The 22,366-nt window shown below is 61.3% G+C and carries 22 protein-coding genes; all 22 read right to left on the reverse strand.

The annotated features are described in order from the left end of the window. Positions 1 to 2 precede the first annotated feature (2 nt). The 22 genes from RBA41_RS28725 to RBA41_RS28830 all read right to left on the reverse strand — a co-directional run bounded on the left by RBA41_RS28725 (position 3) and on the right by RBA41_RS28830 (position 22,363). Positions 3 to 1,553, reverse strand: a complete 1,551-nt coding sequence (locus RBA41_RS28725) for a phage tail tip fiber protein (RefSeq protein ID WP_306627792.1) — start codon at positions 1,551 to 1,553, stop codon at positions 3 to 5. Next, entirely contained in the window at positions 1,554 to 3,314 is a 1,761-nt protein-coding gene (locus tag RBA41_RS28730) for a hypothetical protein (RefSeq protein WP_306627793.1), read from the reverse strand. Next, the gene (locus RBA41_RS28735; RefSeq protein ID WP_306627794.1) at positions 3,311 to 3,850 is read right to left on the reverse strand and encodes a hypothetical protein; all 540 of its coding nucleotides are present in this window, start codon (positions 3,848 to 3,850) and stop codon (positions 3,311 to 3,313) included. The genes RBA41_RS28730 and RBA41_RS28735 overlap by 4 nt, the downstream gene beginning before the upstream one ends. Continuing rightward, positions 3,847 to 4,377 carry a glycoside hydrolase family 19 protein gene (locus RBA41_RS28740; RefSeq protein WP_306627795.1) on the reverse strand — a complete coding sequence of 177 codons (531 nt, stop codon included), beginning with the start codon at positions 4,375 to 4,377 and terminating at the stop codon, positions 3,847 to 3,849. The genes RBA41_RS28735 and RBA41_RS28740 overlap by 4 nt, the downstream gene beginning before the upstream one ends. Further along, positions 4,374 to 4,802 (reverse strand): hypothetical protein, encoded by a 429-nt coding sequence (locus RBA41_RS28745; protein ID WP_306627796.1) that lies wholly within the window; start codon positions 4,800 to 4,802, stop codon positions 4,374 to 4,376. The genes RBA41_RS28740 and RBA41_RS28745 overlap by 4 nt, the downstream gene beginning before the upstream one ends. A gap of 323 nt (positions 4,803 to 5,125) precedes the next feature. Next, positions 5,126 to 5,587 (reverse strand): hypothetical protein, encoded by a 462-nt coding sequence (locus tag RBA41_RS28750; protein ID WP_306627797.1) that lies wholly within the window; start codon positions 5,585 to 5,587, stop codon positions 5,126 to 5,128. A 7-nt stretch (positions 5,588 to 5,594) separates the two neighbouring features. Further along, entirely contained in the window at positions 5,595 to 7,505 is a 1,911-nt protein-coding gene (locus RBA41_RS28755; RefSeq protein WP_306627798.1) for a hypothetical protein, read from the reverse strand. After that, positions 7,505 to 7,783 (reverse strand): phage fiber-tail adaptor protein, encoded by a 279-nt coding sequence (locus RBA41_RS28760; RefSeq protein ID WP_306627799.1) that lies wholly within the window; start codon positions 7,781 to 7,783, stop codon positions 7,505 to 7,507. Before RBA41_RS28760 ends, RBA41_RS28755 begins: the two co-directional genes overlap by 1 nt. Then, positions 7,780 to 8,958, reverse strand: coding sequence for a hypothetical protein (locus RBA41_RS28765; protein WP_306627800.1), 1,179 nt, complete (start codon positions 8,956 to 8,958; stop codon positions 7,780 to 7,782). The genes RBA41_RS28760 and RBA41_RS28765 overlap by 4 nt, the downstream gene beginning before the upstream one ends. A gap of 7 nt (positions 8,959 to 8,965) precedes the next feature. Further along, complete coding sequence (locus RBA41_RS28770) at positions 8,966 to 9,376, reverse strand: phage tail fiber protein (RefSeq protein ID WP_306627801.1); 411 nt, start codon at positions 9,374 to 9,376, stop codon at positions 8,966 to 8,968. 31 nt (positions 9,377 to 9,407) lie between these two features. After that, positions 9,408 to 10,028, reverse strand: coding sequence for a phage adaptor protein (locus RBA41_RS28775; RefSeq protein WP_306627802.1), 621 nt, complete (start codon positions 10,026 to 10,028; stop codon positions 9,408 to 9,410). Positions 10,029 to 10,072: 44 nt separating this feature from the next. After that, positions 10,073 to 10,702 carry a hypothetical protein gene (locus RBA41_RS28780; protein ID WP_306627803.1) on the reverse strand — a complete coding sequence of 210 codons (630 nt, stop codon included), beginning with the start codon at positions 10,700 to 10,702 and terminating at the stop codon, positions 10,073 to 10,075. A 9-nt stretch (positions 10,703 to 10,711) separates the two neighbouring features. Further along, positions 10,712 to 11,065 carry a hypothetical protein gene (locus RBA41_RS28785; protein WP_166899199.1) on the reverse strand — a complete coding sequence of 118 codons (354 nt, stop codon included), beginning with the start codon at positions 11,063 to 11,065 and terminating at the stop codon, positions 10,712 to 10,714. Between the two features lie 71 nt (positions 11,066 to 11,136). Next, on the reverse strand, positions 11,137 to 12,138 hold the full coding sequence (locus tag RBA41_RS28790) for a N4-gp56 family major capsid protein (protein WP_166899142.1): 1,002 nt from the start codon (positions 12,136 to 12,138) through the stop codon (positions 11,137 to 11,139). Between the two features lie 116 nt (positions 12,139 to 12,254). Next, positions 12,255 to 13,073, reverse strand: a complete 819-nt coding sequence (locus RBA41_RS28795; RefSeq protein WP_306627804.1) for a hypothetical protein — start codon at positions 13,071 to 13,073, stop codon at positions 12,255 to 12,257. A 1,026-nt stretch (positions 13,074 to 14,099) separates the two neighbouring features. After that, positions 14,100 to 15,269 (reverse strand): M28 family peptidase, encoded by a 1,170-nt coding sequence (locus tag RBA41_RS28800; protein ID WP_306627825.1) that lies wholly within the window; start codon positions 15,267 to 15,269, stop codon positions 14,100 to 14,102. 433 nt (positions 15,270 to 15,702) lie between these two features. Next, positions 15,703 to 16,020 carry an H-NS histone family protein gene (locus RBA41_RS28805; RefSeq protein WP_306627805.1) on the reverse strand — a complete coding sequence of 106 codons (318 nt, stop codon included), beginning with the start codon at positions 16,018 to 16,020 and terminating at the stop codon, positions 15,703 to 15,705. Positions 16,021 to 16,111: 91 nt separating this feature from the next. Beyond that, the gene (locus tag RBA41_RS28810) at positions 16,112 to 16,357 is read right to left on the reverse strand and encodes a hypothetical protein (RefSeq protein WP_306627806.1); all 246 of its coding nucleotides are present in this window, start codon (positions 16,355 to 16,357) and stop codon (positions 16,112 to 16,114) included. 912 nt (positions 16,358 to 17,269) lie between these two features. After that, positions 17,270 to 17,518 (reverse strand): hypothetical protein, encoded by a 249-nt coding sequence (locus tag RBA41_RS28815; protein WP_306627807.1) that lies wholly within the window; start codon positions 17,516 to 17,518, stop codon positions 17,270 to 17,272. Beyond that, on the reverse strand, positions 17,515 to 19,767 hold the full coding sequence (locus RBA41_RS28820) for a portal protein (protein ID WP_306627808.1): 2,253 nt from the start codon (positions 19,765 to 19,767) through the stop codon (positions 17,515 to 17,517). Before RBA41_RS28820 ends, RBA41_RS28815 begins: the two co-directional genes overlap by 4 nt. A gap of 453 nt (positions 19,768 to 20,220) precedes the next feature. Next, positions 20,221 to 21,672 carry a terminase large subunit gene (locus RBA41_RS28825; protein ID WP_306627809.1) on the reverse strand — a complete coding sequence of 484 codons (1,452 nt, stop codon included), beginning with the start codon at positions 21,670 to 21,672 and terminating at the stop codon, positions 20,221 to 20,223. Between the two features lie 67 nt (positions 21,673 to 21,739). Next, entirely contained in the window at positions 21,740 to 22,363 is a 624-nt protein-coding gene (locus RBA41_RS28830; RefSeq protein ID WP_306627810.1) for a hypothetical protein, read from the reverse strand. Positions 22,364 to 22,366: the final 3 nt, after the last annotated feature.

A 22,366-nucleotide genomic window follows, 5' to 3' on the forward strand; every position in this document is an offset into this window, starting at 1 on the left:
GGTCATCGCATTACTCCAAGTAGGGTGACGGACCAGTCGCCCAGGTCGTAGGTGCCCTGGTGCCACTCGTTATTGAACGTCACCGTGAATGTGTGGTGGCCCTGGGACAATCGAACCCTGGCCGATGTCGCGTGCGACAGGGCATACGTGTTGATGTTGGAATCGGACTGGTAGTGGAACTGGCGCCCGTCGACGTGCAGGATGACGCCGGTGTTCCCGCCGATGTTCCAGGCTGCGGCCTTCCACGTGACGAGCGCCACGATGTCGACCTCGGCCGGGTAGTAGGCGGCGATCTGGCCCACCATGCGCGTCGTGCCGGCCGAAATCGCGCCGCTGCCCGAGCCCGACAGGTACAGCGGGATGGTCACGGCGTTGTTGCCGATTTTAAGCGTGTCAACGGCCAAGTCGTCGATCTGCGCGCCGCCCACCACTTTCAGGGCCAGCTTGTCGCGGGAGATCGAGTATGCCCCTAGCTGGTAGCCGGTGATGCTGCCTTGGGCGACCAGATCGCCGCGCACGGCGACGAGCCCCGTTTTGGCATCGATCGCAAACGGCACGATTCCCGGCTTGCCCGGAGCGCCTACGGCGAAAGTATCGGCCAGCACGATGAACGACGATTCGGCCTTGCCCCCCGTAGACACGCTGGAATTGAGCGTGACGCCGGCAATGTAGCCGTTCAGATCGAGCTTGACGGCCCATTTGCCGGACAGGCCCGCAACCTTGTCATTCGTGAGGTTCACTTCCTGGCGCAGGGCGGCGTAGCTCTTGACCAAGCCGGTCGCGGGGTCCGTGACGGTCGCCTGCAACTGCTCGAACTTCGTCAGGGCACTCCCTACCGGGTTCACGGCAATTTGGGTGCCTGTCTGGACCAGCGCCTGATTGAGGCCCACGCGCGCCCACATGGTGTTGATCGCGCTGGCCAGGGCATTGTCGTTGTTGGTGCGCGTGGTCAGTTCGTTCTGCACGCCCACGAAGGACTGGTTCGTCCACGTGACGAACTGCTGCACGTACTGCGACATCGCCTCGTTTTGCGTGGAACGCACCTCGCGTTCTTCCTTGATCGCCGCACCGGCCGCGCCAATGGACGACGTGAGTGTTTCGGTCGTCTTCGCGAGCGACAGGTTGGTTTCCTTGATCACGGTGTCCACGCGCGTGACCGCGGCACCACGCGCCTTGGCTTCCTGCTGCAGCAGCCAGGCCGCGCTGCCGGGGACCGAGTCCGGCGCCTGGATCAGCGTGACGGCCGAGAACATATTGAGCCACGCCGGCGACGCCATGATCTTGTCCTGCAGCTTTTCGGCCAGGTCGAACATGGGGCTGCCCGGCTTGCCCACCCCCTCGATGATCGGGCCCGCCAGTGACTTCGCCAGCTTTCCCGCGATGGCAGGATCGTTCTGCAGGTCGCCCAAGGTCAGAAAAGCGTCGTTACCCGAGCCGACATCGCCGTTGCGCACCGCAATGCCGTTCGCCATGGCGCGCAACACCTCGCGCGTTTGCGGGTCCTTGACGGCCAGGATGGACGCGGTGGAAATTGGAGGTACGGATACGGCCATCTAGATCTCCTTCAAACCACGAATGGATGCCGCCGCGCGCAACCGCTTGAATCGTCCGGTACCGGAAATCTCAAACTTCCACCGGTCGGACGGTTCCAGCCCTGCATGGCCGTCGCGCGGCTCGGTGGGCAGATAGAAAATCGTCTCGCCGCTGGCGACGGTCTTGGTAAAACCCAGCCGGCCCTTCTGGTAGAACCGGATCGTGAAGTCGCCAGTGCATTCCACCTGGGCGACTGCCAGCACGGCCGGCGCGGGAAGCACGATATCGCCCGTGGCCCAGCGCAGGGGAAGCATGCTGCCGCCGCCGAACTGCCGCAGCGTCGCCCCGCTCACGACATACATTTGGTCCGATGTCGTGAGGACGGCGGCGGTGCTGGCCACCAGCTGCGGCAGGTCGGTCATCTCGCCCCCTTCGGACAAGTCGATCATGAACGGCACGAAGGCGCCGGTTTTGGAAAAGACGATCAACTTGCCGTCGTAGCGCGCGAACTGCATGCTGGCCAGGCCGGCGCCGCACCGCTCGCGCCAGACCTCACGCGTAAAGAAGCGATCGGAGAGCGCCATGCTGGCTGAACTGCCTTCAACGGCCACAATGCCGTCATGGCAGGCGTATAGAGCGCGGCCGGCGATGCTAATGACCGACCATTTCGACGCCCCGGCGTGCGCGATATCGAGCGGGATTTCGGCCATCGCGTCCGGACTGACCCCGGAAACTAGCGAAGGCTCGGCAACCGTCGTCACCAGCGCGCCAGCGGCGTGGACGTGGGCGCCGACAATCGTATGCGGGACCGTGATCATGTAGGCCGGTGGCCAGGACCAAGGACGGTAGGCATCACTGAACCACAGTTCCCGTCCCTTCCATGCACACAGGATGCCGTTCCCGATGTTGAAAAGGCCGGTAAGCTGTGGACTGGGCGGGTAGGCGTTCTCGCTTTGAAGCACCTCGTTGAGCGCACCCGCGCCAGTCGTGTCGACCGTCTGCACCTTGCCTTCGGTGCCGCTGATGGTCTTGACGAAGAAATATTCTTCACTGGCCCCGCCCTGGCGGTAGAGCCTTGCCCCGGTAATGGGGACATATTCCCCGGTGCCGTCAAACGCCACTTCGACCGTCACCTTGCTGTAGGTTGTCACGCCATTGAACGTGATCGCCTTCACTTCGATCAGGGCCGCCTCGCTGGGCGGCCCCTGCTCCTGATACACGTTGGCGTACGTGTAGGTGTAGGTGCGGTTTTCGGTACCGGTGACGACCGACGACTTGAAGGTGGCATCGGCCGCCTGCTGCGCGGCCGTCAGGCGCGCCTGATACGTGTCCGCTGGCGTGGCTTCGACGGTGGCGATCGGCCCTTTCGGGGCCACCGGGTGCTCGACGTTAATGCGGGGCGGTGTGGACGGCCGCGGCACGCCGACGCGGAAGCTGGTCGACGGCGGCGCGCCGGCGATCGTGGCCAGCGAGATCGGCGCGACCCGGAAGTCGCTCCCGGTGGTGTAATAAAGCCTGTCGCTGGCTGGACCGTTTTGGAGCGGGCTGACAACGGCGTCAACGTCATCCGGCCACACGTAGAAGCGCAGGCCGTCGACGCTGAACACCGAGCGGGCCACAATCGCCAGATCGCGCATCTTGAAGTCACCGCGCAGCGAGCGCAGTTCGTTGTAGCCGAAATCGATGTTCTCCGCGACCGCGGCCGCGTTGATGGGCAAGTCGGTCAGCGGCACGCGCGGAAGCAAACCGCCGAATTTGCGCAAGTTGATGGGAGGGCTCACGGGGTAACGTCCTTCGATCTGTTGCCGTTCGTTACGGCCTGCAGGTTGATGTAGGCTTCGCGCAGTCCGAGAGCCTGTTCGCGCCAGGCGAAGCAGGAACTGGCGTTGTGGGCATCGGCTTGGGCAATATCAGTAAGCGGAACGCCGGCGGGTCCACGGTCAGCGTCGCCGGCAGGTCCGGCAGGCTCATTGCTCCAGGCGGCGTTGTAGCTGCGCACGAAGCCAACGTTAACGCCATAAGCACGGCTATCCACAGCCGATACATAAACAGGTACTTGTCTTTCAATTTCGTCTCCTTTGACGTAGATCCGCTGAATGCGGTCGCGGTATTTCGTTTCGGTCTTCACCAACACTTGGACTTGGGCCTTGGCGACCTTGACCACCTGGGCGGCCTGCTGCCCGACGTACGCCAAGTGGGCCTCGCCGGCCTTGCGTTCGCCATGCAGCTGGCCGAGAAGGAAGAGGCACCAGCAGGCCGCCACCAGCAACGCGCAGCGCGCCCACAGCGGCACGGGCGAGAGCAGCGCGCCGGTCATGCCAGCACCTTGCGCGCCGTGTTGAACAGGGCCAGACGGTCGGCCAGGCCGTTGACGCCCCCGTTGACGCGCCGCGTTACCGCGACCTGATCGCCGCCATCGGCCAGTTCGTTCAGCCCGTGGGTTTTCCAGAACCAGCCGGCTGAACGACTGGCGCCCTCCGGCGTGACCAGCCAGGCCGAAATGCGCCCGAGCGGAATGCCGAAGTAGGCGGCGCACGCGGCGTAGTTCGCCGCGCCCGTCACTTGCATGAACCCACGCCCTTTCCACTTCTGGCCGTCGCCGTCCGCCCCAGGCGTGTTGCCAAGTCGTAGGGCGAGCCGGCCAGTGTCGTAGGCGGCGCCGGACGCCAGTTCCTCGACATAGCGCAGATGCGCCGATTCATGTCCCAGCTGGGCAATGAACGACGCCTGGCGTGCCGGCGTGCCGATGTCGAATTCCGTCATGGCCGCGTTCAGCCACGCAAGGTACTTGGCGGCGCGGGGCCGCGCGTAAGGCAAGATGCGCACCAGCTGATCGAGCGTCATGCTCCACCCCGCGCGTTGTGGACGATTGCGGCCGCATCGCGCGCCAGTTCGCCAATGTCCTTGTCTTCGCGGCGCCCGAACCAGCGCACGATGGCGCCCAGTGCCCACCATGCCGGCAGGCCGGCCAGCACGAGCACCGGTGCGGCGATGAAAACCACGCCCAGCGCCGGATCGACCCCGTACATGATCGCGATGTCGCGCGCGGCATCGAAGAGGCCAGGCCACCATGAGCGCACGGCCACGACCAACAGCGGGCCGCACAGGGTGGAAAAGATGATGGTGGTGCCGATACGAAGGAAGGCTTCTTTGCGGGTCTTAGGCCACATGAACATGAATCCCAGTGAAGTGGCGGCGGCGCTGGTGAGTAGCGGTACGCCGAAGAATTTGATAAGTGCGCCGGTTGCCGCGGTGGTTTCGACTGCCATAGGGTCCTTGAATGAAAAACCCCGCCGAAGCGGGGTTGGGTGTCACGTTCCGGCGGAGCGCGTACAGTGATCCTTGTCGATACGGTCTAACAGTCGACACAGGACGCATCCCCAAACACGCCTCTGGGTGCGCGCCCGGCCGGCACGGCCGCTGATGGTTTCGTCCTCGCTTCCATTGAACGCGGCATTGGCCAGCTGGTCGTAGGAAATGGCGATGACCCGCGCCTTGTCGCTGCCGACAAGGATTGCCTATGCCATGCGCACCACGGTCAGCGCGTTCGCGGCCTGGCCGAGCAGCAGGAAGCCGAACAGGGTCAGGCGCGTCATTGCGGCCACGCCATCGTCGGCATCATGGCAAGAAGGGCCACGACGGTCGGGTACTTTATTTCGCCGCGCAGCACCTGGCCCATGATGCTGTACGCCTTGGCGTTGCATGAGTCCATCCAGATCGCGAAGACCGTCGCTTCCTTCTGAAAGGGACCTGCGTAGCCCGCGCGCAGCGCGCACGTCAAACGGCTGTCGTAACCGCGTTCCGCAGCCTTGGCGTCGTACGTCGCTTCGAGCGCCGCGGTGTACTCGGCCTGGGTTGGCGCGACTGCGCCGTCGGACTGCGCCGGCCGCGCGGCCATGACATCCCAGCCGTCGCCGTTCCAGCGCGCGACCTGCGTGCCGGTGAGGATCGGCGGGGCCTGCGCGACCGAACGCTCGGGGAGCGGCCCCATTTCGTCCACCGTCACGCTGCCAAGGAAAATTCCGTATTCGTCCCGGATATGCAAAGTAATCATGGCTTCCTTATGTCTTGATGTACTGTTTGAATCCCCCGCCTGGCGACGCCAGCGTCGGCACGAGAAACTGGGTGCCCACGTCGTAGAGCACGCTGTAGACGGCCATGTAGGGGGCTTCGCTCATCGACAGCGCGAAATACGCGCCATCGCTGGTGTACGAGATATGCTGTACCCCTCCCCCGGGCGATGTGTAGCTGGGCCATTTCGTGAATGTCGTTCCTTCACGGGCGTACAAGGTGAGAAACGGCGTGCTGAGATGGCCCAGGGCGAGCGTACCGCCGTCGGGGGTGAATGCAATGGAGTTGCTCTGCCCTGCGGGCAGGACTGCAGGGTCGGGCAACCTTGTGAATTTGTCCCCATCCCGGGCAAAAAGACAGATGAAATTGCCAGTTGTCAGCGCACCGGCCAACACAGCGCCGTCGGGGCTGAACGCGACGCCGTTGACACCGCTCAGCCCCGAAACGGTCTGCTCCGGTAAGGCAACATAACTCTGGCCGTTTGGGGCGCGTTTGTAGATTGTCAGCGCGGTAGATGCCGAAGCCGCCACGGCTAAATACAGGCTGTCGGCGCTGAAAGCGACTGCAGTAGCATAACCTTTCGGCGCAGCAATCCCGACTGAGTAGAACGTTTCGCCGCTTCGGCTATAGAGGCGGAGGTTGATTCCGGTATCGTCCCCACACGCCAAAAAATTGCCGTCCGGGCTGAACGCGACCGCTTTTGACGTTCCGGCCGGATTGGGGGTCAACACATTGATTTGGGTAAAAGTATCACCGGACCGCTTGTACATTGCCAAAAATGGCGATGCCGAGTGCGCCACCGCCATCAAAGTACTGTCGGCGTTGAAGGCGACCTTGTACGTGAACGCGGTTGGCGGCACGGCCAGGGAAAGGCGGGTGAACGTATCGCCGCTGCGCTTGTACAGGATCAGATAGGGTGCGGTAGCCTGCGCCATGGCCAGAATTTGTCCGTCCGGGGTGAATGCGCACCCTGCGCTCGACGCTGCGGGCGGCGAGACAGGCGCGGCGAGCTTGACAATGCCGGCAGCAGCAGGGCCGACGGCGGCATACAGCGCGGGGTAGCTGCTTTTGAGGTAGGGCTTTCCATCGCATGGGAGCCAATCGGGTACCGCCATTTTGCGCACGGACGTCAGCAAATCGCCCGGGCTGTAATTACTGGCGCTGACGCCGAGGGCTGCGCGCGCAGCGGCCGCGTCGGCGGCAGTGATCAGGGCACTGCCCGTCGCGGTCTGTCCGGCCACTGCCTGCGCCATGGGGACGACGCCGGCAGGGCTCCCACTGGCACGGGTGTAGCTCAACATCGACCAGTTGCCCTTCCCACCAGAGAGCCATTCGGCACAGTCGCCCCGGGCGGTGAGGATATCGGCCCCCGTGGTTAGGATCATCGACACGGCGTTGTGAACCAGCGTCGCCGCATCGGTGAAGACCATGCGGCGCACTGCGCCAGGTGGCGCGGCATCGAACGTGAAGATGGACGCCACGCCGCTGACGATCAGCGTGTTGGCGCCCGCGTTGGCAATCGCCATCGACGATGCGGCGATCACGGGAATGGGAGCAGCTTCGTTCAACGCGCCGGTCAGCGCGCCCTGGTGCACCGGCAGGACCGCACCGGCGGTAAGCCGCAGGCTGACCGGGTCGCCGGCGTTGAATGCGCGTGGCGTGCTCCCCTCGACCAGCCGCTCCACCGTCAGCACATCGCCAGCGCGGGCGGTGCACTTGACGATTTCCCAATTCATTTCGATGGCGCCCACGCGCTGAAAAAGCGTGATCAGGAAGAAGTCTCCGTTGAGAGGGTTGGGGAACAGCGCCCCCTCCCCGGCCTTCAAGGTGATCGTTGTCGCCGCGGCGGTGATGCCCGCGGCGAGCACCGATTCGGCGTTGTTGGTAAAAAGCTGTGTCATCAATACTCCTTGACCTTGATCTTGAATTCGTCCTGCTTGATGCGCCCGTCGTCGGTTTCCGCCGTCACCGTCACCTTGTAGGTGACGCCATCGGTGCCACCGGCGATCCACACCTTCAGGGCCGATGACGACACGTTCTGGCGTGGTGACGTCAAACCCGGTTTGTCGATCGTGACTTTGACCACCCCGAGTCCATCGCCCGGGGTGAGCCAGTCGTCGTAAAGAACGTCGTAATCAAGCTTTTCAATCGGTTGCTTGGTAAAGGTGCCTAAACTCATGTCGCCCTCATGGTGCGTCGTTCAAATGGAGTGCGCGTGCTGCGGATCTCGCGCGTGATGTGCATGGTGCGGCTGGAGGGGGCCGCAACTGCGGCGTTCGTGGCCGGCTCGGCGTTCGCACCGAATACCATCGATGCCTTGGCTTCGCCCATGCAAATACGCACCCCGTCGGCGATCAGCGAGCCTGCCAGGTAGGCCGGCGCTTCCGCCATGCGGTACACCCACGGTGCCGGCGCCAGGTGAGCCAGGCCGGCCATGGTCGCGGCGCCTTGAAGGGCCAGCCGGCTATCTGCCGACAGCGTCCCCGCCAAGAGGAAGTCTGCTGCGCCCTGCAGGGCAAGGCGCGCGTCGGCAGTGCATCCGGACACGATCAGGACAAGCTGCGCCTCGCCTTGTATCGTGACCGTGGGCACGGCCGTGGCGCGCAGGCCGGATGCGAAATCGGCCTGCCCCGGGTGAGTCAACGTCGGTTGCGCGCTCAACGAGCTGGTGAACTCTGCCCGGCAACCGTCCGAAGACCCGACGGCCAAGATCCCGAGCGTGGACGCCATGATTGCGCCACCGGCGTGAATCTTCACCGAGTCGGTGGACGCGCTGAAGCTGGCCAAGGTGGCAGCGACGCCCATGGCCGTCCGCATTGCAGTGGCAATGACCGTCAGGCCGGAAGTGGCCGACGCGTAGCCGTCGCGCTCCGTCGTACCCTGCCCGCTTCGCTTTACGCTCGCTTCCGCATACACGGAGAGCGTACTGATACCTGTGGCGGCGTAGCCGATCGTGACCAGCGGGTCGGCGTGCGCGGTGAAGGCAGCGGCGGCGCCGGCGACGCCTGGGCGGATGGTCGTGCCGCCAGCGGCAAAGCCAAAAGCTGCGGTGAACAACACTTCCGTGTGCGCGGCCCGCGCGGTGAGGACCGCGTAGGAGATTGCGCCCGCCGTCGTGGCCAGCACCCATTCGGCCGACGCATAGAATTCCGGACGGACCATGGCGGCGCCCATCGCCATTCTCACGCCGCCGGCGTCCTCGCCGGCCGCCCAGCCAGTTGCGACAGCGCCCCCGTACTGCGTACGGGTCGCATCGGCGGCCAGGGACCCGGTGGCGGAAAACAGCGCTTCGCCAAAAACCGCCCGCGATGCACTTCCATTGACGGCCGCGCTGTTTAAGCCGAAGGAATTCATCCCTGGCTTAGTTCAGATTCGCGATCAGGGTGCCAGGGGCAAAGGACAGGACATCGCCCGTTTGCAGCGTCTTCGAGGACAGCATCGGCGCCGAGAACAGCATGTTGCCGGCATTGAGGGCGTCAAAGACGGCGACGTGCGTCACGGTGACGGCGGCACCAGTCACCGCGGGGAAGGTGATGGACGCCGAATTGGACACTTGCTGGCCGGCGCCGCCCGGTGCCGGCGCGGTAAACGCGCCAGTCAATTGACGTGTATACCACGTGCCCGACGCGATTTCGTTCAGGTTGCCCGCATCGGTCGGGTCGGCGGTACACAGCGCCAGGCGCAACGCCGCCGTCGGCGGAGCTACAAAATTCGTACCGCGCAGCAGTGCGTTGAGCACCGAAGTTTCGGCGTAAACGGATAATCCAGCCATGAGTGGCTCCTATAAATGTGAAATGGGTAAGTCAGGTGGGTGAAGCGGCTGCCGGCGCATTGCCTTTTACAAGGGCGTTGAAAGCTCCCCGGTGCAGGGCCGCGAAGCCGGCGTTTTCTGGCGCGTACTCGCTGTCCTTCTCGTAGGCGCGGTACATGAGGTAGTCGACCAGCGCGCCGACATAGCTGTCATCGAGCGCGATCGGGTCGCCCAGTAGTAGCGCGGGCGGGACCGCCTCGTAAACCGCCGTCACCGCATTGCCGCCAGGCGACGGGGGGTAGACATAGAAAGTCTTCGCGTCATCACCCGAAAAGCAGAAGTGCAGCACTTTCGTCTTGGCGCGCGCCGGCGAATGCCAGTCGGGGACCTGGGCGTCAAGCGCCTTGCGGGCAATGCGTGTGATCGCGTAGCCGTTGGCATTGCGGGGCACGTCCAGCAGCACTTTGCCGTCGCTCGGCAAGTGCTGCAGGGTCCCGGCTGCGAGCGTCACCAGCGTAGTGCAGACGAAGATCGCCGGGTTGATCAGGGCGGCCTCGCGCTGGCCGTCGATCAACCAGTCGAGCATTTCGGACTGGGTCCAGCGGATGTACTCGTGGTCCTGCAGCAGACGGGCAGCGCGGCCGATGACGGCGCCGGCGAGCATGGTTGGCATGTGAATCCTTGCGTGGTGGGGCGACAGCGTCGCCCTGGAGGTGTTCAGCCGAAGGCGCGGGGGCGAACGCGGCTCGTAGTGCGGCCGAATGATTGCTCGGCGCGAATACGCGCGGCGGTGCGCGCGATCTCGTAGTCCCGGGTGTAGAGGCCCGCCGCGGCCAAATTGGTGAACTCATGCCCCGCTATTCGCATCAGGCGCCCGACAACACCCTGTCCGATGTCGAAGGCATAATCCTCAAGCAGCACATCGGCGACCGTGTCGGCCGTGCGGGCGGGTCTGGTCGCCACCAGCAGCTTGATCGCCTGGGCGGCATCCTGCGTCGGCGTGGCGTCGAGCGTAAAGACGTTCGCGGCCGCCTGCTGAATGCTCCACGGCTCCCCGGTTCGCCCCTGCTGGGACGCCAGGTGCAGGTCCCCCGTCTTGCAGATTCGTAGCGGCCGCGCGTAGTACGCCGCTTCAAGGATGATCGTGGCCACGCTGCCCGCCGGGGTGTCGATGTCGTATTGCCGCTCCCCGCTGATCACATCGAGGGGATCGGTTGCCACCTGGGCGACAGGGGCGTGCGTGCAGAAGTCGATACAGATGTCGCGGATATGCTGTTCCGCGAGCGGATACGAACAACCGGTCACATAGGGCAGCACGTGCGAAAAGAAGTCGGAGAGGTTCGCCATGGCGACCGCTTATTTGCGCAGGTACTTGATGCTGTAGCTAAAGCGCTGCACTTCGCGCTCGATGGTGGCGCCGTTGGCGCCCGCCTCGTATTCGGTCATCGTGGCGTTTTCCAGGATGGCCGCCACTTCGATAGGCACGTCGCACGGGACACCGCGCGGCACGTTGAAGCCGTGGCCGTTGATGCTCAGGAAAACAGCTTGGCGGCCCAGCTCTCCGGCGCCGTTGGCGATCGTGACCTGGACCTTCTCGCCCGTCAGGTTGTCGCCGTGGTCCACGACAGCGATGTCGAGGCCCTTCTTGATCTCGACGGGCTTGGGGACGTCGTCGATGGTGGTAACGCTGGTGGTGTCTTTTGCTGCCATGGTGATGCTCCTGAAATTGAGGGGAAATGCAAAACGCCCGCCGAAGTGGGCGTTTCATGGGCTGGCCGGGGTTATGCGGTGACGGCGAACTCGCCGCGCACCATCCACTGGTCGTTGAGGATCACGGCGCCCTGCATCGCCTTCCACGCCACGCGGCCGCGCTGTGCCAGCGGGTCCGAATCGCTCGGCTTCGCGTTGACTACCATGGGCGTGAGCGCGAACATGCCCTTGAGCGCCACAACCGCATAGGCGTTGGTTGCGATGTACAGGGCCGGGTAGACGTCGGCCTTGACGCCGGTGGTTGAGGTCATCAGCCCCTTGTCGCCGCCGGCGTCGATGAATGGGACGAAGATGGTCGAGGACAGGTAGCGCACGTCCTCGACCTTGCCGATCTCGTTTTCGTACGGGGTCATCGAACCGTACTTCTCGATCGGCACGAAGCATGACTTGCCGTCTGCGCCCAGCATGTTGCGCACGTCCGACTCCATGTCGGGGTGAATCAGGCCGATGTAGCTTTTCGCGACCGGTTCGGTGCCGAATGCCGCCGTCGACTTGACCACCTTGGTGATGGGCTCGGCGTTCTGGCGTTTCAGGGCCTTGACAATCTTGCGCTGGACCGCCAGCGAGATCGGGGCGGTCACTGCCGCGCGCGTGGCGCCATTGGCGTACACCACATTTGTGCCAGCGCGCAGCACGCCGTAGCGCATGCGCTCGATCATTTGCGCGGCCTGCTCGCCCAGCAGGTCGATCGCTTCATTCAGGACGTTGTCCTCGTGGGTGTCTTCGATGATGTCCGTGATGGTGATCATCGAGCCGTACTGGGTCAGCATGCACGGCACATCGGTGGACGCCATGGTCTGCGAGCCAGGCGTGACGCCTTCGACCAGCGCCGACGGAGTGGTGTCCAGTGCCGAATAGCGACGGAAGACAATGGTCTTGGACGAATTGGCGGGAAGGGTCTTGGCCTGGCCGAATTTTTCGAGGCACAGGTAAGGGATGGCGCGTTTGAGCAGTTGCTTGTTCGCGTACGCGGCTGTACGCGGCGAGATGTCGCCGTAGGTGGTATTGCCCATGGAGTTTCCTAATAAGGGGGAATTGATAGCGGCGGGAGCCGCAGAGATGCGTGGATCTGTTGGGGCGCCAACAGCAGCGTTCACCAGTGAGATCCGCACTGGCACGGACCACTTTTTTAGTGTTCGTTCCAGGCCGCCGCGAAGTCGTCGTCGCCGGACGGTTCCTTGGGCAGGGTCAGGCCGCTCGACCGCACGCCTTCGGCGCCGTCGATTTCGCTGTCGTCCACGCCGCCGCCCTTCGATGCTTTGAAATCCGTAAGCATGTCGATGATTTCCTGCGTACTGCCGGCGTCGATGACCTGCGACAGGCGCGCCTGCTCGGCTGGCTCCTGACCGTCCTTCCAGGCGCTGAACTCGGACGATTCAACAACATCGGTAAAATCTTCATGCGCAGCCGCGATGGCCTTGAAGTGGTTGGCGTTGCGCTCGCCCTGCAAGTGCTGGATGACTTCGTCAACCGTGCTCGACAGTGTTCCCAGGCCTTCGCCCACCTTGTCGGCGCATACCTTGGCAATCAGCCGCTTTATCAGGTCCACGAATTCGGGTCCGAAGTCGTCCGCCAGGGCTTTTTCAGGATAGTCGTTGTCAGCGGCACCGACGGCGTCGGTGGCCGGGTCGGCGGCGCCTTCGCTTTCCTGGCTCTCGTCCACGCTGGACGTGTCGAGCGTCGCTTCCTTGGCCGCCAGCTCGGCCTCCTTGGCGTGCAGCTGCGCTTCCCCTTCCTTGAGGCGCGCTTCGTCGCCGGACGGCTGTGCGGCGGCGGGGGTTGCAGCTGGGGCATCGGCGGGGTCCTCGGCCGCGGCGCCGGCGCCAGCTTCATCGGCGAGGCCGAATGCCTCATCCTCGCTCTGCGCCGTCGGTTCGGCGTCGGCCGCATCGAACTCTGCAGCGAAATCGGCCGCGTCTTGTGTCTGTTGCTTTTGGGTGGTTGGCATGTGGTTCTCCTGTGGGATAGCAGAATCGGGCGAAAAAAATCCCGCTCGTGGCGGGTGCGGGAGATGTCCAAGATTCGATGGAACGGTTATGCACAGCTGATCGGCCGATCACGTTTTTTACCGTCAAGTTCAATTGACAGCCGCGGTCGGGAGCGTACGGGGAGCACTGATGACCTCTGAGACCCTAGCGGTCCCATGCCGGTCGAAAGGGAAGGCGCCATGACAGAACACTCGTAGTATTAACCTGCGCTACTGTGCCTGCAGTGACATCCTTCCAGGCGATTTGGTGGTTTGATAATCGCTGGCCGTTTCACTGAGACTACGATGAGCAAACGAACATGGAAGGCACCGGCTCTTTTTCTTGCATGCCTCTGCCCGCTTTTAGCCGCCGACTTGTTACGGACCGGGATAATGTACTACTACAGCTTCGACTGCGGATTTTGGCCCGTATTTTTAGGGTTGATGATGAGTTTTAACATCTTGTTTTCAACGTGCTCATTTGCTGTCGTGCGAGCACGACACTACGGCGCTACTTTAACTGCGCTGCGCTTCCATGCCGTCCTGGCATGTGTATTGGTCGTGCAGACTCTGACATTCTATACAGTGCGGCCCGACTGGCGCGCTGTGAATAATGGGTTGCGCTCCTTGACCCCACTAGAACGTGTGGTCCATAGCGATTTGACGATGTTGACCATATACATCGCGGCTCTCATTCTGTGGATTGTTTGGTCGAGCAAACGTAAGGCAGTGCGTCCGGAGGAGAAATGAACTTTCCACTGTTGCATAGGGACATTTATGCTAGAGCTGGGGAGAAAAGGGAAAACGGAAAAAATAGCACGCTAAGCCGTGGACACGACTTTGACAGTCGCCCGGATGACAGGTCGCTTCCGCCCCAAAGCAGACGTTGCCAAGCCAAAGATTGGATGTCATTTGGTCGCAGAGTCCCGCCTTGGCTCAACTTTGGATCGGCGCCATTATGCCCAGAGCAAAGGCATCTGTTAAGCAGCCGCGTTTTAGGAAATTGACTCATCTTGCTCCAGCTCTTATTTGCATTGCTGCAGGTTTCGGTAAGACCGCCAACTCCTCAACCATTACTCGGATTCCTGAAAAAAGCCTTGCTATATGGGGGTAGTTCAATTTTTCCGGCGTGTCATCTTTGGTATGGTAATGCGGATACCGGAAAATCGCAGTGTCGGTAATCATTAATGCCCGGTAGTCGTTAGTCCAGAACGCGCTGTGGTCAGACCAATCTATTCCTTTGATCCATGGGAATGCTGCAATTCCCTCGGACGGCAGATGCGAGCTTTTTCGAAAAGTAGAGACGGTCTGTTGTACCAGTTCACGCGACCGCAAGTCGCCAATGATGGCAACGAAATTCCCAACATCAGGAAAAAACGGCTTAAAGATGATGGGATACCTCTGGCTACCGGGCGCATCACTGTAGTATCCGATCGTCTCAAGACTGAGCATCGCCACAATATTCTCTTTTCGCGCGCGCGAACGGTTCGCATACACAAGGCTCCCCATCGCCGTTGTGCTGAAATGAGGAGGCTCTTCATTTGTGAACAGAACAAATCGTAGCGTCCTTTCGGGGCGTGCAGTTCGGAAGCGGCGTGCAAGTTCAAGCACCATTGCAGTACCCGACCCGTTATCGTTTGCCCCCGGCGACCCGTGCGCGGAATCATAGTGCGCCCCGATGATGACAATCTCGTCTGGCGTGCTAGTTCCCTTAATCTCCACTTCCAGGTTCCACACGGTTTCGTCGTCAGCCTGAAAAACTTGCTTCTCGACCTTGTATCCGTATCTCGAGAGCTCAGCATCGATGTAGTCGGCGGTTTCTCGTAGCGCTCGAGGCGTGCGCGTATTATGTTCCTTACTAGCGATGGTCACGACGTGTTGGCGAAGGCGCACAGCCAGCTCTTGCTCGATGGGGGTTGCGAGTGCACTTACTGTGCCGCTGCTTTCTCCAGGTACATCTAGCATGTACCAAAGCATGGACGCAATAGGTGCCACGACCAGAAAAATCATGCGCAGCGACAGGAACAGCCAGCCGCGCCTAGTTACGGGAAATATCCAAGATGTCTGCAATTGCATGAGTCGAATCCCATTTATTTTCTGTATTGCAGGAATAGCCGTGTTACCTACGCGTGCAGCAATAAACACCATCGCCAGCAATTCGACGCGATCCGCCGCCACCAATTGAACTGGTTCATAAGCGCCGCTTTGAGAAAGTTAATCGGTAATTTTACAGTCAGTGTCGTGCGTAGGTAGATGACCACATTATGTGAAAAATACATCCATTCGAACGACCGCTTTTGGCCGGGTCCTGTCGATTTTCCTCGACGGCGAACTGGCCCCCATCGGCTCGGCGGCTGCCGCCCCAAAGCCGACTGTGGTTGGCCGACTAACGTCCCAAGTCGCTGTCGTTTACTTGAGGCGCGATCTATACGTGTCGCCGTCGGGATCAAGTTCTTTATGTTCGCGAACCACCGGAAGTTGAAGCTTTAATCCAAAGATCAATCATTACATTTTCCAGGCCATGTAAATGCAGGGCGCGCTCCGGTTCCGGTAATAGCAGGACGAAGTCGTTCGCTTCGTTCTGGCGCGTATGGTGGCTGCGCCCCTTCGCTTAAATTTGTACTTCATCTAGCGACTTGCCCGTTTCGATCCACTCCTTGACCCAAGCAGGCTGGCGCCCGCGGCCGCTCCACTGTTGAGCGGCATCATTCGGGTTCCGATATTTCATCACAGAAGGGCTCGCTTTGGGGGCTTTTGGAGATTTGATGGTGACAAGTTGCGCGGCAGATATGCCGGCATTGCGGGCGATATGTAGGATCTGCTCCCTCGCCTGACTGACACTAAGGAAATGACGCTTTTTCAGTTCTTCAATTAATTGAACCTCCAGCGCCTGAAGCTGGGAAATCGAGTATTTAGAAAAATCTTGCATGTTGGTCCTTGCGAGGATAGTTGAGCTCAGCAGCATTGTATATTGGTACTTCCGCTACCGCCCCATAGGAGTCGTACAGGTCGATGCTTGCTTACGCACCATGATTTTTTATGGCTTCCACAAAGCGTTCATAATTCGCATGGAACTCATCGTCGCTAACGTGCTTAGCAAGAAATGTGGTGTAGAGCTCGCGCAAGGCAAACTCGTCACCTTTATCCGGGCGTGCAACCCCAAGGTCATCAGCCATCCAGTTGTAGACATCAGATACGTCCGCACCGTACCGGCATGCGCTGTAAATGAATTTGCCGATACGTTCATACTCTTTTTGGGTCGTCATAGAAGTCTTTCTGTCACGCCTGTTTGGATTCTCAGATGTCTGTTCTGGCCGAAATCGGCCTGAAGCAGCAGAATAGCAGATTGCTACGCGGAGAAGATGACATTGTCACGACCGGCAGGAATCGACCCGAAACAGACGTTTCAACTGCTTGAGTGTGCGAGGTTATCCAAAGCCCGAATTCCTTCAATCCGTGGTTCTGTAAGCCAGAGCGAATCGACTAGCGAAAACACTCGGTTCGCTAACGGAGTACCGACGACGTCTTCTCGTTCAAGCGCTTTGCCGCAGAGGCTGCGGTCATCCGCAGGCCTTCTTTTCCCGTTGGCGACCATAAACGACCCGCCACCAAGTCGAGGCTGGTATAACAAGGAAACCAACACGCGATCAGTTGGCGAAGTTCCATCTCCCCATGGTCCAATGACCATATCGAAATTGGGCATATGCTCCGGCTCGTCAATTGTCCACTGCACGAAGTAGACAGCCTTCGCTCCAGACGAGTCCGCTAAATCTCCCCAGATAGTCTTGGATTGCTTACCGCAGCAATCGCAGTGTCCCGTCGACTCGTTCCAAAAGTTCGCCCGCACAATGTATTCGCTACTCATGATTTCCCTGTCAGCGGGTTTGAGTGAACGGCCCCTCTTGGCCGAAAGCTGCCTGTCGGGAAACAGGTGTTTTCCGACGTCGTGTTCTTGTCTGTCCCTGTGCCAGCTTCGGCTCTAGTGCCGGTCAGTACGTTAAACCATGTCGGATTGGTTGAGTAATCGAAAACCGTACTTTAGACCATTTCCGTCACCGTGGCGATTGCTCAACCGCAACTTCCGAGCTTAGCGTGCTATTTTCTCCGTTTTCCCTGTTCGTCCCGAGCTGAACATAACCGTTCCGTTGCACCTCACACCCCGGGAATTGCGGTGAGGCTTACACCCTGGCTGATCGGTGCGCGCTGCCGGTGCGGATCATGTCGCGCAAGGCGTTGAGCTGGGCCAGCGCACCTTGCTTGAATGCAAGTTGATCGGCCGTGACGGTGGCAAGATCGGCATAACACCCTTCCGCCAGCGCATCGAGCAAGCCCAGCAAGACTCTCGTTTCCGGCATAGCGCGAAATTCGAGCAACGCGGCCGATTCGCTGGCAATCACCGCCCGCAGCTGTTCCTGAGAGCGCATCATTCGATTGCCGCCGTCTCGATGCCGGCATGCTCGCCGACATTGGCGCCGATCTGGCCGCCGCGCGGATCACGCTGCGCGGCCAGCTGCTGCGGATCGGGAATCGCCGGCTGAGCGGCACTGGGTGGCGCCGATCCGGCCGGAGTGGGCTGGCCGGGGGTGGAGTCGACCCAGCCGGCCGATTTCAAGATGGCGTCCCCTGCCGGCGCAATCTCCGGGCGCTCCGTCGCCACACCGGCGGCCTGCATGCCCGCATACGCTGCGTCCACGTTGGTTTTGGTGGCGATTGCGTTGATGCGCGTGACCTCGGCCGCGAGCTTGGCGACCTCTTGCGTTATCTTCTCGGCCCCAAGCATGGCTACCTTCATCTGTAGCTCCTGCATTTGCTGCTGCTGCGCGGCCGCAGCCTGGGCGGCGTCGTTGTTGCGCTCGGCCTCGACCTCGTCCTCGGTCTTGATGATGCTCGACAGATCGTGCGCTTCGGCGCGCTGTCGCAGCAGTTCTTCGCGCTTGATGTAGGGGGCGTCCTCCGGTGTGAGGGTGGCGGCGAAGTTGTCCAGCTGCTGCGCGCGCACTTCCTTCGCCATCAGCGACGCCGTGCCGCGCGCCTTGATGTCGAAGTCGCCCTTGCAGCTGTTGTCCGGATTGAACTGCATGTTCCACTTGTACAGGTCGCTAATAAACGGCCTGGTCACGCCCTCGTCGTAGTTGGTGATCAAGTCCTTCATCACGATGGAGGCATTCGCCATCAGCATGGACATGCCCGATGCGGTACCGGCGGCGCCCTGGGTGGCATTCTCCCCCTGCATGTAGCGCGGGATGGCCGTAACGTCATCGGCATTCTTTTTGAACATTTCAACAATGGGCAACAGTTCTTCCAGCCCGTTCGGCACGTTCAATACCCTGATTGCGGGCTGGCTGGCGTCCTGCCCGGCGCGCTTCCAGATCTTGAACGGGTACATATCGTCCGCGTCCTCCGCTGGCGACAGCAGATTCATGTTCACCTCGATCTGTGGCCCGGCCGACAGCGCCGCGTTGTCGAGCACCATGCGCGTGGCCGCGTTCACGGTGGTCTGGTCGTCGCGCATGATCGAGGCGAAGCCGTCGCCGAAGATGCTCGTTTCGTCCTTGTCGGCGTAATACAAGTGGTACGGGTAGGTGACGCCATTGATCGGCTGCAGGGTGATCTTGATCACGTCCCCGTCCGGGAGCATCCATACGTTCGAGAAAAACGTCTCGTGCATGCGGTCCTGGGGAACGACCACGCCGGCCTGCGACAGCAGCTCGCCGCCGATCCAACCCCAACGCTCCACTACTTCGTAGTTGCCGTCGTGATTGAGTTTTGCCGACTGGCGCTCGCCGATCTGCCGGATCTCGTTGTCGTACGCACGCGAGGTTTGGGCCCCCTTGGGGTTGGCCAGGATATAGGCGCGGATCTTGGCGCCGTTGAATGCCTTGCGCTTGGCCAGCGCGGCGAGCGCGCCGCGCGTCATAATGTGCTGCTCGAAGACATAGCCGCAATCCGACAGCTTGGTGGCGGACATATCCGGGTAAAAACGCCACAGGGGTACGTAGGCGACGAAGGGCACGATGTACGACTCGGTCTTCATCACCCAGTTTCCATTGACCCGCACAAACTTCTGACGGGTCTTGCGCTCGACCAGCGGAGCCTTGAGCACGCCAGTGCCGTACAGGTGGCCGCTGTGGAGCACGTCCCTGGCCGTACTCTTGTACTGGGCCTCGGCCAGCTGGTCATCCATGATGCTGGTCATCTTGTCGGCCGCCATCTTGACCAGCTTGGCGACCGCGGCGTCCAGTTCGCGGCGCGTCGGCACCGCCCCCGTCTTCGCCACCATCTGGCTGATCAGCTTGCGCCTGGTATCGCGGTCGACGGATGGGACGGCGGTAGGCTCGGCCGTCCAGTTGCGGTCGGACGTGGTCGGGAACAGCAGATCGGCGACGCGGGCGTTAGCGGTTTTTACCTTCACGCGCGTCAGGCGGACAAAAGCCCTGGAGCGATTCTTTCCGAATTTCGCTTCCACGTCCGGATCGTAGAGCCCGCGATACTGGCGCAGATCCATGAGCCAACGCTGTTCGGTTTCGCGCCGGTCGAGCACGGCCTGGGCGAATTCGGCCAGAAGCGTGACGCCGAGCGTGTCGAGCGCCACGTAAGCGGCGTTGTCGTCGCGGGCCATGCCCTCGGTCGCTGCCCGCACATATTCGTCATGCGCGGTATCTACTACATCAGTCATTAGCGTGCCCATAAAAAAAGCCCGCATATTTGCGGGCCGGCATGTACAGTTTTGTGCATTTTTGTATACTCTGTCCTAGTGCCTCAAAGTGGCGATAGCAGGCATAGAGGAACAACAAAAAAAGGTTACAACATAAACTCGGATTAGGGATTACGTTTTCCGGGACCAATAGCACTGGTTTCTAGCCGGCGTTCCGAACGCATGTCAAGTAAATCCCGAGCTAACTGAGGATCGACCCCACGCGCGCGCAGCATTAAAAACGCGGGTTCAAATCCTAAATTACGCTGCAACCGAAATGCTTCGGTAAGCACCGCGCTTGTGGAGTCATCTGTACGTCGATTTGTTGTCATTTATCGTTCCATGGGAGTAGAGCGTCACCCGGCGACGCCTGAAGCCTAACGCAGCGACGTGGAATTTTATCACTGGTCCTATAAGCATTGTAATATTGATCTTTCAATATCCTGCACGCGATGCTGCTCGCTGTTGCGGATGCACACTTCGATGGCCCGAGTCGCCGCGTAGCGCACGCGGCACGACCGCTTCTGCAAAAGTCATGGCAATGGCATCGGCGCCGTCTGGTGAGCGCATCTGCCGCTTCTTCATGTCATCCTTGGCCTCAATGAGGCGCGCACCGTTCGAGGATGTCTTGTAACTCGGGGCGGAAATATCCGCGATCATGGCGACATCGTTCGGCAAGCGGTTGGGCCCGTCCTCGATCCACTCTTTGAATCGATACCAGATCTCGGCGCGCTTGTTGGCGTACAGCTCTGGATCGTCGGCCCTCGCAGCAGAGTTCACGCCGATGACGGACACGCCCAGCTCCTTGAGCCGGTCCACGATCCCGGAACCGATCCCGATCTTGTCCACGAAAATGGCGTCGGGCTGCATGTCACGGTAGTAGCCAGCAAGGATGCCGGCCACCTCCATCGGCCCTTTCTTCTCGTGGTACTCGATGCGGAACACGGTGCGGCCGTGGCGGAAGGCGATCGCCGTCCTGTCCGGGCCGTATTCGGCCGGATCGCAGCCGATCACGAAGGCGCCGATGCGCTCGCGGTAGGTGCTGTTGACGGCCGCCATGACGCTCGTTGGACTGATCAGCGGGTCGGTGGTGGCCGAGCGGAACGCGAGCGCGGCCGTCGCCGGGTACTCCTGATCGAAAAGCCACTCGAAGCCCTGGCCGTACGTGATGACTTTGTTCTGGCGCCACGCCATCTGCTCCATGTCCAGCCCGTAGGCGTCCATGTACTTCTGATCGTCGGCCGTGACGATGAAATTTTCCGGCACGGTCGCGCGGTACTCGTCCTGCCAGAACCAAGGCACGAAGATGGCGATGTACTCGCCGATCCCCGCCTCGGCGTCCTGCCACATGCTGTGAAAACCACCGCCGGTGCCGTTGGCGGTCGATTCGATGATGATCTCGGTGTCGTCCAGGTCCGCGATCGTGTTGCCCAACCCGGCCATGTGCATCTGCGCGTTTTTCCAGAACGCGAATTCGGACAGGTGCGCTACCTGGGCGGTGTTGCCCCGGCCGACATCGGCGGTGCCGGCGGTCGCCAGCTTGTATCCGCCGTCGAGCTTGTCGAAAACCAGCTCCTTCGAGTTGGTCGCGCTCGTGGACGGAGCGAACGGGTTGTGCCCGTGATAGCGCTTGACCATCTTGAACAGATTGTCGGTCGCCTTCTGCTCGTGCGCCACGATGAAGGCGGACCTACCGAAGTTGATGGACGAGATACAGTAGAAGCGCGCGCCGATATACGTCGATGCCCCCTGCTGCCGCCCTTTGAGGATGATCGCCCGGACCTTGCCGATCTTCCTGCGCTGCTCCTCAATGCGCGCATGAATGTAGCGCTGCGCCCGGTTGAATTTGAGCAGGACCTTCTTGCCGGCCTTGTCCAGCACGTACATGCACGTTTCGCAGTGCAGCTCGATATCATCGCGCAGCGCTTCGATGGTGGCCTCGATCTCAGCTTGGCTAGGCGCCGCCATTTTTCGCCATCACGCGCTTGATCACGTCCTCCACGCCGGTGCCGATCTCGTCTTCCTTCTTCTCGTCCAGCCCGAACGCCTGGCGTTCCATGGCAATAAGGTTGCGCAGGGCGTCGGCCAACGTCTTCATGGTACCGGCGCGGGAATTGAGGGACATGACCTTCTCGAACAGCTCAAGGCGCCTGTTAACGCCCTTCTCGTCCGGTTCGCACAGCATGGCCGCCAAGTCGCGGAACAGGTCCGCATTGTCCGTCTGAACTTCGAGTTCTTCGAGCAGTTGCATCGATAGGCGCCGGGTGCGCTGGATGTCCGAGCGGTGCGACAGGATGATCTGCGACTGCATCGCCGCATTGACCTCGACAATCTCGCGCTCGCGCGCCGGCGACAGCGGTTCGGCGGTCGCCGGCACGACGGATTGCTCGACAAGCGACGTCGCCTTCGCCCGAATCTTGACGCCCAGGTGCCGGCTGATGTTCAGCTTGGCGAAGCGCTTGTCCATGGCCGCGCGTGAGACGCCGTGCTCGACCGCCATTTGCTGCTTCGTCTTGATGCCCGCGCGCCAGTCCTTTTCGACCAGATCCCAGTCGATGACCTTCTTTTCCTTGGCCATGGG

It is taken from the genome of Massilia scottii, assembly GCF_030846495.1.
Taxonomy (GTDB): domain Bacteria; phylum Pseudomonadota; class Gammaproteobacteria; order Burkholderiales; family Burkholderiaceae_D; genus Telluria_A; species Telluria_A violaceinigra.

Coding starts and splice junctions, on each gene's coding strand:
- RBA41_RS28725 (WP_306627792.1), bottom strand. CDS start 1,553: ATGGCCGTATCCGTACCTCCAATTTCCACCGCGTCCATCCTGGCCGTC.
- RBA41_RS28735 (WP_306627794.1), bottom strand. CDS start 3,850: ATGACCGGCGCGCTGCTCTCGCCCGTGCCGCTGTGGGCGCGCTGCGCG.
- RBA41_RS28740 (WP_306627795.1), bottom strand. CDS start 4,377: ATGACGCTCGATCAGCTGGTGCGCATCTTGCCTTACGCGCGGCCCCGC.
- RBA41_RS28745 (WP_306627796.1), bottom strand. CDS start 4,802: ATGGCAGTCGAAACCACCGCGGCAACCGGCGCACTTATCAAATTCTTC.
- RBA41_RS28750 (WP_306627797.1), bottom strand. CDS start 5,587: ATGATTACTTTGCATATCCGGGACGAATACGGAATTTTCCTTGGCAGC.
- RBA41_RS28755 (WP_306627798.1), bottom strand. CDS start 7,505: ATGACACAGCTTTTTACCAACAACGCCGAATCGGTGCTCGCCGCGGGC.
- RBA41_RS28760 (WP_306627799.1), bottom strand. CDS start 7,783: ATGAGTTTAGGCACCTTTACCAAGCAACCGATTGAAAAGCTTGATTAC.
- RBA41_RS28765 (WP_306627800.1), bottom strand. CDS start 8,958: ATGAATTCCTTCGGCTTAAACAGCGCGGCCGTCAATGGAAGTGCATCG.
- RBA41_RS28770 (WP_306627801.1), bottom strand. CDS start 9,376: ATGGCTGGATTATCCGTTTACGCCGAAACTTCGGTGCTCAACGCACTG.
- RBA41_RS28775 (WP_306627802.1), bottom strand. CDS start 10,028: ATGCCAACCATGCTCGCCGGCGCCGTCATCGGCCGCGCTGCCCGTCTG.
- RBA41_RS28780 (WP_306627803.1), bottom strand. CDS start 10,702: ATGGCGAACCTCTCCGACTTCTTTTCGCACGTGCTGCCCTATGTGACC.
- RBA41_RS28785 (WP_166899199.1), bottom strand. CDS start 11,065: ATGGCAGCAAAAGACACCACCAGCGTTACCACCATCGACGACGTCCCC.
- RBA41_RS28790 (WP_166899142.1), bottom strand. CDS start 12,138: ATGGGCAATACCACCTACGGCGACATCTCGCCGCGTACAGCCGCGTAC.
- RBA41_RS28795 (WP_306627804.1), bottom strand. CDS start 13,073: ATGCCAACCACCCAAAAGCAACAGACACAAGACGCGGCCGATTTCGCT.
- RBA41_RS28805 (WP_306627805.1), bottom strand. CDS start 16,020: ATGCAAGATTTTTCTAAATACTCGATTTCCCAGCTTCAGGCGCTGGAG.
- RBA41_RS28810 (WP_306627806.1), bottom strand. CDS start 16,357: ATGACGACCCAAAAAGAGTATGAACGTATCGGCAAATTCATTTACAGC.
- RBA41_RS28815 (WP_306627807.1), bottom strand. CDS start 17,518: ATGATGCGCTCTCAGGAACAGCTGCGGGCGGTGATTGCCAGCGAATCG.
- RBA41_RS28820 (WP_306627808.1), bottom strand. CDS start 19,767: ATGACTGATGTAGTAGATACCGCGCATGACGAATATGTGCGGGCAGCG.
- RBA41_RS28825 (WP_306627809.1), bottom strand. CDS start 21,672: ATGTACGTGCTGGACAAGGCCGGCAAGAAGGTCCTGCTCAAATTCAAC.
- RBA41_RS28830 (WP_306627810.1), bottom strand. CDS start 22,363: ATGGCCAAGGAAAAGAAGGTCATCGACTGGGATCTGGTCGAAAAGGAC.